This is a genomic window from Gilvimarinus sp. 1_MG-2023 (assembly GCF_030548285.1).
In genome coordinates this window covers 1-300 of record NZ_JAUOSC010000710.1, presented here as the reverse complement: position 1 = coordinate 300, position 300 = coordinate 1, and the positions used below count along the sequence as shown (strand labels likewise).

The 300-nt window shown below is 43.7% G+C and carries 1 protein-coding gene; it reads right to left on the bottom strand.

The annotated features are described in order from the left end of the window. Positions 1-9 precede the first annotated feature (9 nt). A partial coding sequence (locus Q4563_RS18725) for an outer membrane beta-barrel protein (protein ID WP_303605586.1) occupies positions 10-300 on the bottom strand: 291 nt, incomplete at its 5' end.

Below are 300 nucleotides of genomic sequence, written 5' to 3'. Positions count from 1 at the left end.
GGTGTTAACTCAGAAGGCCAAGGTAAGAACCACGGACAAGACTTGCAATTCATAGTCAAGACCAGAAGCATCAGAACTTCGGGAAGATTTTTCCAAGCCAGCGGTTACATCCAACATTTTATTGGGTGAGAAAATTCCTTCTACACCCATAGCCGTCGTCGTATCTTGACGATCATCACCATCACCATCGGCCACTACAAAGTTATCCTTATTCAAGGATAACTTGGCATTCAAAGCCCACCTTGGAGAAAAGGTATGATCCCAGCTCAACTTGGTAAATTGATTGGCATTGTAGTTACC